Origin of the sequence: Nostoc sp. UIC 10630 (genome assembly GCF_010747425.1) — a bacterium.
Taxonomy (GTDB): Bacteria; Cyanobacteriota; Cyanobacteriia; order Cyanobacteriales; family Nostocaceae; genus Nostoc.
The window spans coordinates 1-7557 of sequence record NZ_JAAGOG010000296.1 but is presented as its reverse complement, the minus strand read 5'-3'; the positions used below and the strand labels follow the sequence as shown (position 1 = coordinate 7557).

Sequence of the window (7557 nt, the reverse complement as noted above, 5' to 3'; positions counted from 1 at the left end):
ACCCCCTGCCCCCTGCCTCCTGCCTCATCTCCCCCATCACGTGCCAAAATTTCTAACAGCTGCGTCTGTAGGGGGCTAGAATCTTGGGCTTCGTCTTCAAAGACAGCGAAAACTTGGTTTTGCTCAATGCGACGGGCGCTGTCGTTTTCTAAAACACGCAGTGCGGCTAAAATCATATCGTCGTAATCGATGAAGTCACGCGATCGCATTAAGTTTTGATATTGCTCATACAATCCCGCAGCTACGCTCAAAATTGTATATTCGTCTGTGGTTTGTCTACTCCACTCCCGCAGTTTTTCTGGCGATATCCCCGAACTTTTTGCTTCATGAATTACCGTATTCGCCAATTCCGGTAAGACTTCTGTTCGTAGCACCGATTGACGACGCAACCTTTCTGTCTCTTCTCCGTCAAATTGATGACCTTCTAATAACCGCAAATATATTCCGGGATTATTTACAATCCATTGCTCTACAGCTGTGCGGATAAAGCGATGACTTTGAGTTGGTGTAATCAATGTGACATTTTCTAACTGCAAACCGGATAAATCCGAATGGCGGCTAGCAATATTTAACGCTAAACCATGTAGAGTATAGACAAAAAATCCCGTCTGGGGTAGAGATAAATCATCTCGTAAGAATTTGCGGATCTTTGCTTTAATATTGGCAGCAGCAGAACGAGTAAAGGTGACGACTACCAGATGACGACGCGAGGATGGGCGCGATTGGGCATAACGTTCATATTGACGCGCGATCGCGATCGCGGCCGCCGCCGCCATCCCAGTAGATTTGCCTGCGCCAGGAACGGCAGAAATAGCCAAAGGGCCAGATCCCCAGTCAGCCATTTGTTGTTGTCCGGGGCGTAAACTGTTGCGGATTGCGAGAATCTTCTCCCCCAGATTAGGAACAGGCGATCGCTCAGACAATTCTGAGTGGAGGGATTCTTGAGCCACAGGAGTAGTAAATTTAGAGTCTGACATATCAAATTTTATATTTGGAAGAATAATTCTTTAAGCAAGAATTCACAATTCAGCCATCTTAATGTTAGATTAGCTTAATTTGATATCTTTCTAAGCTCTAACTAACCAGAAAAATAAATAAATATGAAAATTCAAAAAATAATTACACAAGGTCTTAGCTTATCTAATAATGCTATTTCCTATCATGTTAGTCAGGAGATAGCAGCTATTTATCCTAAAAAAGCATTGCTGGAAAGTAATGATAGTTCTTTCAATTTAGAAAAATACGCTGAGGCAAATCTCTGCAAAATTAAATATGATAATCATATCCATAACCAGATGCTTACTGGTTGGAATGGCATGGATAACGAGATTTATAAATATAATGAAAATGCCAGATTTCAAGTTTCATGGCAAGGAAATAAACTTGATGTCGTCTTAATGAGTTGGAATGAAGGTTATTGTAAAACTCGCTATTCTTGGATTTTGGCAGATACTTCAGAAGTAGCTGAAAAGTTTTTCGCCGCAGTTTGTGAGTGGAACTCAGAAATTCGTGATGAACTGTTAGTTTTTGAAGATGGTTACTGGGATAAAAATCCCGAACTCTTTCAATCTATTCAAAGCTCAACTTTTGAGAATCTAGTTTTGCATAAAACTCTTAAACAAGATATTCAAGATGATTTGATAAACTTCTTTGCCTCCCGTGAGACTTACGCAAATTACAGTGTTCCTTGGAAACGTGGTATTTTATTTATTGGCTCACCAGGAAATGGAAAAACGCATACAGTTAAAGCGTTGATTAACCAAATGCAGCAGCCTTGCTTATACGTTAAAAGCTTTAAATCTGAATATGCTACTGATAGCGACAATATCCGTAAAGTATTCAAACAAGCACGGCAGTCTGCCCCGTGTGTTTTGGTATTAGAAGATATTGATTCTCTATTAAATGATGAAAACCGCTCTTTCTTTTTAAATGAACTTGATGGCTTTGCCTCTAATCAAGGAATTGTGACTATTGCAACCACTAATCATCCAGAACGTTTAGATTCAGCAATTAGCGATCGCCCCAGCCGCTTTGATCGGAAATATCATTTTGATCTGCCAGCGTTTCCCGAACGAGAAACCTACATCACATTGTGGAATTATAAATTAAACAGTGGAATGGGATTATCTGAGGAGGTTGTAAGTCAGATTGCTGTATTGACAGAAGGCTTTTCTTTTGCCTACCTCAAAGAATTATTTCTCTCGTCAATGATTAGTTGGATGGGAGCGATGGAAACTGGGGCGCTAGAGAAAATCATGATTTCTCAAGTCGCAATTTTGCGAGAACAAATGAGCAGTACAATTGTTAATGCCAAAGATTTAGAAAAGTAAAAGGAAAGTTTATCAGAACAGAATTCTGAATTCTGTTCTAAATTCTTCTTCAATTATTCATCAATCTGCCAGGAATCCTTAGTTAATTCTTCATCCAGAATTTTCTTAGGACGCACAATGATAATAATTTGTCCTAGTAAAGGAATTTCTGGCTCAGTTTCAAACCACTGAAAATCTAATTCACCACCCTTTTCAACAACAAAATAGCTAGAGGCATCCCATTCTCGTTTGGCACGATCTATCACAACTACAACGGGCCCGACTTGGCTTTGGGTTTGGATGGGAAAGCGATCGCTATTCGCTAAAATCACTACTGGATCTTCTGCCGCCAATAGCACTTGCCATCCTGGTAATGGAACCCAAGCTTGCTCTCCAGAAAACTTAACCAGACGAAATGGTTCAATTTCTGTCAATATCGGCACAGCTTGCAAATCTTGCCGTGATAATGGCAACTCACCCACTACGGGCAAAATTCGGGGTAATTGTTCTTCAAATTCCAGGCGGTAAAAGGGTAAAATTGGCGCTGGACGCTGGGGAACGGTAGTAAAATCAGTCAGTAGTTGTTCAATTTTTTGCCTTGCTGCTGGCGTGTGAGCAAAACGTAAACCTTTGGCGATCAGGCGCGATCGCTGTTGTAAATCTGCATTTTGGCGTGCCAGTTTCCAAACTTGATGAGCAACAGCATCTCCAGGATGGGCAGAAAACCCTTCTGGTAAAGTGCGGTAATAAGAGAACTCTTTAAGTGCTTTTGCTATATCCCGTGCCTCATCAGCATCAACATTGTGGAAGAAGATCAGTTCGGCGGCTGCGGCGCGTTCTTCTTGGGTGAGCAAACGGAGTTCGTATAAAACATCACTGCCGCGTGTGGCATAGTGCGATCGCGTTTCTTCCGATACTCCAGAGTTTTCCAAAGAATTGTAAACTTGAGAACCAACAACTACCTGATTTTGTTGAATTGGCTCAAATCCAGTCGCCTCAAAAATTTCTTGGGGATTGTAACCGGTTTTTAGCAACGAGGCGATCGCCGTTCCCCATTCCACCCAGTTGCCTTGTTTTTGCCTCAGTCTTCGTAGTAACTCTTGTGCTACATCGTTGGTAGCATTTTCTTCGGGATTCTGAGCGTTGGGTGGTAGATCAGTCATAATCGGGATGCGAGCTTCAACTTGAGAGGATGATTAACACCTCATGAGCAAGTCTTATTCTAATCTATAGAATTACCCAGACCTACTGTCTTGAGTTCAGAAAGAGGCAGAGGTTGGAATTTCAACCAATCTAATTCCAAGCCATTCTACAAGTAACACTACGCACATCTGTATGTCTTTAGTGCAAGTTGTATCCAAAGGAGATTTGTGAACCTACCTTAATCTATGCAAAACTTTAGCTGAACCCTAAATTTTGTTCTTAGGGCAATTTATGTAGACGCAAAGCGTGAGCCAGTCCGGTGGAAGGGTTTCCCGGCATCAAGGAACTAGCGGTAGCGTACCCCTGCGGCTATTGCCCCTACCGCGTATAGTTTTACGTAAGTCCTACTATGATGAAAATCGACATAGTTACGCTGATTTAGTTGGTTTTTTTGGTGCAGTATTTCCTAATTCAGATATTTTGGCAGATAATTTTTCTCTGTATAGCTCACTCTTATAGTTTTAAAATATGCAAAGTAGCTCCGTATAAACCCTTGGCAATTTTTAGCTATTCTCAACTAAGCTTGGTATGGAATATAACAAGATAGTGAATATTTAAAGGAAATTTCTTATGGATAATCCCAGTGTCGAAATTGATAAAGTCCAATATCAAGTAATGACTCTCGAACGGCCGAAAAAGCTGAAAATCTTGGTAGTTGACGATGAGCCAGATAATCTCGATCTCCTTTATCGCACCTTTCGACGCGACTTTAATGTTCTGAAAGCTGATAGTGGAGTGAACGCCCTACAAGTTTTGGCCGCAGAAGGGGAGGTAGCTGTAATTATCTCCGATCAACGGATGCCAGAAATGAAAGGAACTGAATTTCTGAGCAAAACTGTACCTCAGTTTCCCGATACGGTCAGAATAATTCTCACTGGATTTACTGATATTGAAGACTTGGTAGAGGCAATTAATGCTGGACAAGTCTACAAATATATCACCAAGCCTTGGGACCCAGGAGAACTAAAGGCAGTAGTGCAAAGAGCAGCAGAAACCTACGACTTGCTCAAGCAACGTACAGAAGAATTACGCCGCGCTCATGCTCAAATGGCGCTGTTGAGTGTTTTAGTACAGGTAACTCAAGCAGCTTCTAGTTTAGAGGAAACTCTCGCTCCAATCGCCAAGGCTGTGAGTGAGACTTTTGGGACAGAAGGCTGTATTTTACAACTTACAAATGGAAATACTCTGATTGCGACTCAAGGAACTTACAGCGATACAGGTAAAATAGAGAATTGGCTATCTCTTGACCCATTAACAACGCAAGCGATCGCCACTGGGCAAATGCAAGTTTCTTTAAATGTACCTAAAGACACTAAACTAATTGATGCTACTCACTACCAAAATACTGGTGTGCAAGCACATTTAGTTATCCCAATTAGCTATCATAATGAAATTTTGGGCGTATTATCGCTACAGTGGAAACAACCTTGCACTTTGCGGGAAGATGAATTAATGCTAATTAATTTATCAGCACAACTGGTGGCGATCGCTCTGACTAGCAGTGGATACCATCAAACCATTGTGTAGTTGTCATTTGTCCTACCCTGCGGGAAGCCGCTAGCGCGTCTATGTCATTTGTCTTTTACCCTTGGCAAATGACGAATGACTAATGACCAATGACCAATGAATTATTGACCAATGACTAACGAAGTTCAATCCATCTTTAACCGTATTGCTCCAGTTTATGACCAATTGAACGATTGGTTGAGTTTGGGACAGCATCGAATTTGGAAGGAAATGGCAGTTAAATGGAGTGCGGCTAAATCGGGTGGTACTGCATTAGATTTGTGCTGCGGTAGTGGCGATCTAGCTTTACGTTTGGCAAGGCGCGTGGGAGCTACAGGATATGTATATGGAGTGGACTTTTCCTGCAACCTACTAGAAACTGCTAAAGAACGTTCCCAAAAACAATACCCTCAACCTGCGATCGCCTGGGTAGAAGCAGATGTGCTAAATTTACCCTTTGATGACAACCAATTTGATGCCGCAACAATGGGCTATGGTTTAAGGAATGTTAAAGATATTCCTCGTAGTCTCCAAGAGTTATACCGTGTTTTGAAACCGGGTGCTAAAGCTGCAATTTTGGATTTTCATCGACCGAGCAATCCTCAGTTACGTGCCTTTCAGCAGTTGTATCTGGATAGTTTCGTGGTGCCAGTTGCCAATTATTTAGGGTTAAAAGAAGAATATGCTTACATCAGTCCCAGCTTAGACCGGTTTCCCATAGGCCAAGAGCAAATAGAGTTAGCGCGTCAAGTTGGTTTTGCTCTTGCCACACACTACCCCATTGCGAACGGTATGATGGGAGTGCTGGTAGTCAGCAAATTTTAGATTTTAGATTTGGGATAGCGTGACGTAAAGCCTTCTCTTCTCTTTCAGAGACGCTAATGCGAACGAGAGGCTTTGCCAATGGCATAGATTCGCTTAGAGCGAGTCTGCGAACGTCTTTTGGATTGGGGACTGCGGAATAGGTAATGGCTAATGGAAAATCGTTAGTAGTTAGTAGAAAAACAACTCATAACTAATAATCGCCAATTACCAATCCCCAATCCCTAATTTCTAATCTAGAATTCAAAATCCAAAATCCAAAATCCAAAATCCTGTGGACTGGTCTCATCTTTGGCTTTATGTGTCTCCCCCGGTACTGGGTGGAATTATTGGCTATTTCACAAATGATATAGCCATCAAAATGTTGTTCCGTCCTTACAAAGCAATTTACATTGCTGGACGAAGAGTACCCTTCACGCCTGGCTTGATTCCCCGCAACCAGGAACGTCTAGCGCTGAACATTTCCAAGACCATTATGGGGTCACTGTTGACACCACAAGAATTGCAAAATTTGGCACGGCGTTTGTTACAAACAGAACGCGTGCAAGCAGCAATTCTCTGGTTGTTGCGGTTGGCGATTGAACAAATCAACACAGAAAAAAACGAGAAAAGTGCCAAAATTGTCGCGGGAATTTTGCGGGATTTGCTAGGGGAATCCTTACCTCGCTTACTCAAGGTTTTAGCGCGACGTGAAGACTTTCTGGAAGCGCAAATCAATCAAATTTTTGACCAAATATTGCTGGAATTTCAACTGAGTGAAGAACAAGCTACAAGGCTTGCTGATTGGTTGTTAGAAGTAGTTTTACCACCGGATATGCTGCGCCAAGCGATAGTTGATTTTTTGACCGATCGCACGATTCAAATTATTGATGAAGGGTTCCGTGAAAAAACCAGTGGTACTTATTGGGTTGTAGCAAATTTATTTGGCTTACGCAACACTCTTACACGGCTACGAACTTTTTGCTTAGATGAGAAAGAAGCTACCAACAACCGTTTGCAGGAATTGACTCAAGATTTGCAAATACGCGATCGCATCAGGAAATTCCTGCAAAATTTATCATTACAAAACTTGCCGATGGGTACGGTGCGTCAACTGCGAAAGACCACCCGCGAAAGTGTCCGCCATTACCTCCAAAACAGTGGCAGCGATTTTTTACAAGGATTAACTGATTCTGTTGATTGGGAAAATATTGCTGTAGTGCTACTGAATCGTCTTAGTACTTCATCGGTTCTCAGTACTTCTTTAGAAGTTATGAGTCAAGAGTTGGCTCTAATTTTAGATAAGTATTTGGAAAAAGATTTAGAAGTAATTGTGGCACAGGCGATTCCGATTTTATCCATAGATCAAGTGATAGTTGACCGGGTGAAATCAACTTCACCTGCTGATTTAGAAGCTGCTATCGAGGGAATTGTCAAAAATGAATTGCAAGCCATTGTGACTTTAGGTGGTGTTTTAGGTTTTGTTATTGGCTTATTGCAGACAGTATTTTTAGTATTAAGTCAATATTAATTTTTGTCAGATCATAGCTGCAAGTTGCCCAAATTCTGAAATGAGCGAAATTGAGCGATCGGCTCTTGGCAAGAGATATGAGTTATCAATACCCAAGCAAAGTGCGTAGTAATTGTATAAATTCTCGCTCTATAGGACTAATATTTGATTTCTGAAAAAGCTCCGTACATTTGAAGGGTGGGGAAATCAAAGGTCGTGTGTCGGATA

The 7557-nt window shown here is 41.6% G+C and carries 7 protein-coding genes; 5 read left to right on the top strand and 2 right to left on the bottom strand.

From position 1 onward, the window contains the following. Positions 1-977: ATP-dependent helicase (locus tag G1O98_RS35465; RefSeq protein WP_163938712.1), on the bottom strand; the 977-nt coding region annotated here is incomplete at its 3' end. A gap of 123 nt (positions 978-1100) precedes the next feature. Between G1O98_RS35465 and G1O98_RS35460 the strand changes: the two genes are divergently transcribed. Next, positions 1101-2330, top strand: a complete 1230-nt coding sequence (locus G1O98_RS35460) for an ATP-binding protein (RefSeq protein ID WP_163938709.1) — start codon at positions 1101-1103, stop codon at positions 2328-2330. A gap of 53 nt (positions 2331-2383) precedes the next feature. On the opposite strand, the gene G1O98_RS35455 is transcribed toward G1O98_RS35460, so the two are convergent. Beyond that, positions 2384-3472: a RuBisCO accumulation factor 1 gene (locus tag G1O98_RS35455; protein WP_163938706.1), complete on the bottom strand. Its 1089-nt coding sequence runs from the start codon at positions 3470-3472 to the stop codon at positions 2384-2386. Positions 3473-3758: 286 nt separating this feature from the next. On the opposite strand from G1O98_RS35455, the gene G1O98_RS35450 reads away from it, so the two are divergent. The 4 genes from G1O98_RS35450 (at position 3759) to G1O98_RS35435 (ending at position 7350) form a co-directional block, all read left to right on the top strand. Then, positions 3759-3971, top strand: a complete 213-nt coding sequence (locus G1O98_RS35450) for a hypothetical protein (protein WP_163938703.1) — start codon at positions 3759-3761, stop codon at positions 3969-3971. A gap of 111 nt (positions 3972-4082) precedes the next feature. Further along, positions 4083-5039, top strand: coding sequence for a response regulator (locus G1O98_RS35445; protein WP_163938700.1), 957 nt, complete (start codon positions 4083-4085; stop codon positions 5037-5039). Positions 5040-5150: 111 nt separating this feature from the next. Further along, complete coding sequence (gene ubiE, locus G1O98_RS35440) at positions 5151-5843, top strand: bifunctional demethylmenaquinone methyltransferase/2-methoxy-6-polyprenyl-1,4-benzoquinol methylase UbiE (protein WP_163938696.1); 693 nt, start codon at positions 5151-5153, stop codon at positions 5841-5843. 271 nt (positions 5844-6114) lie between these two features. Next, positions 6115-7350 (top strand): DUF445 domain-containing protein, encoded by a 1236-nt coding sequence (locus tag G1O98_RS35435; protein ID WP_163938693.1) that lies wholly within the window; start codon positions 6115-6117, stop codon positions 7348-7350. The last annotated feature ends 207 nt before the right edge of the window (positions 7351-7557 follow it).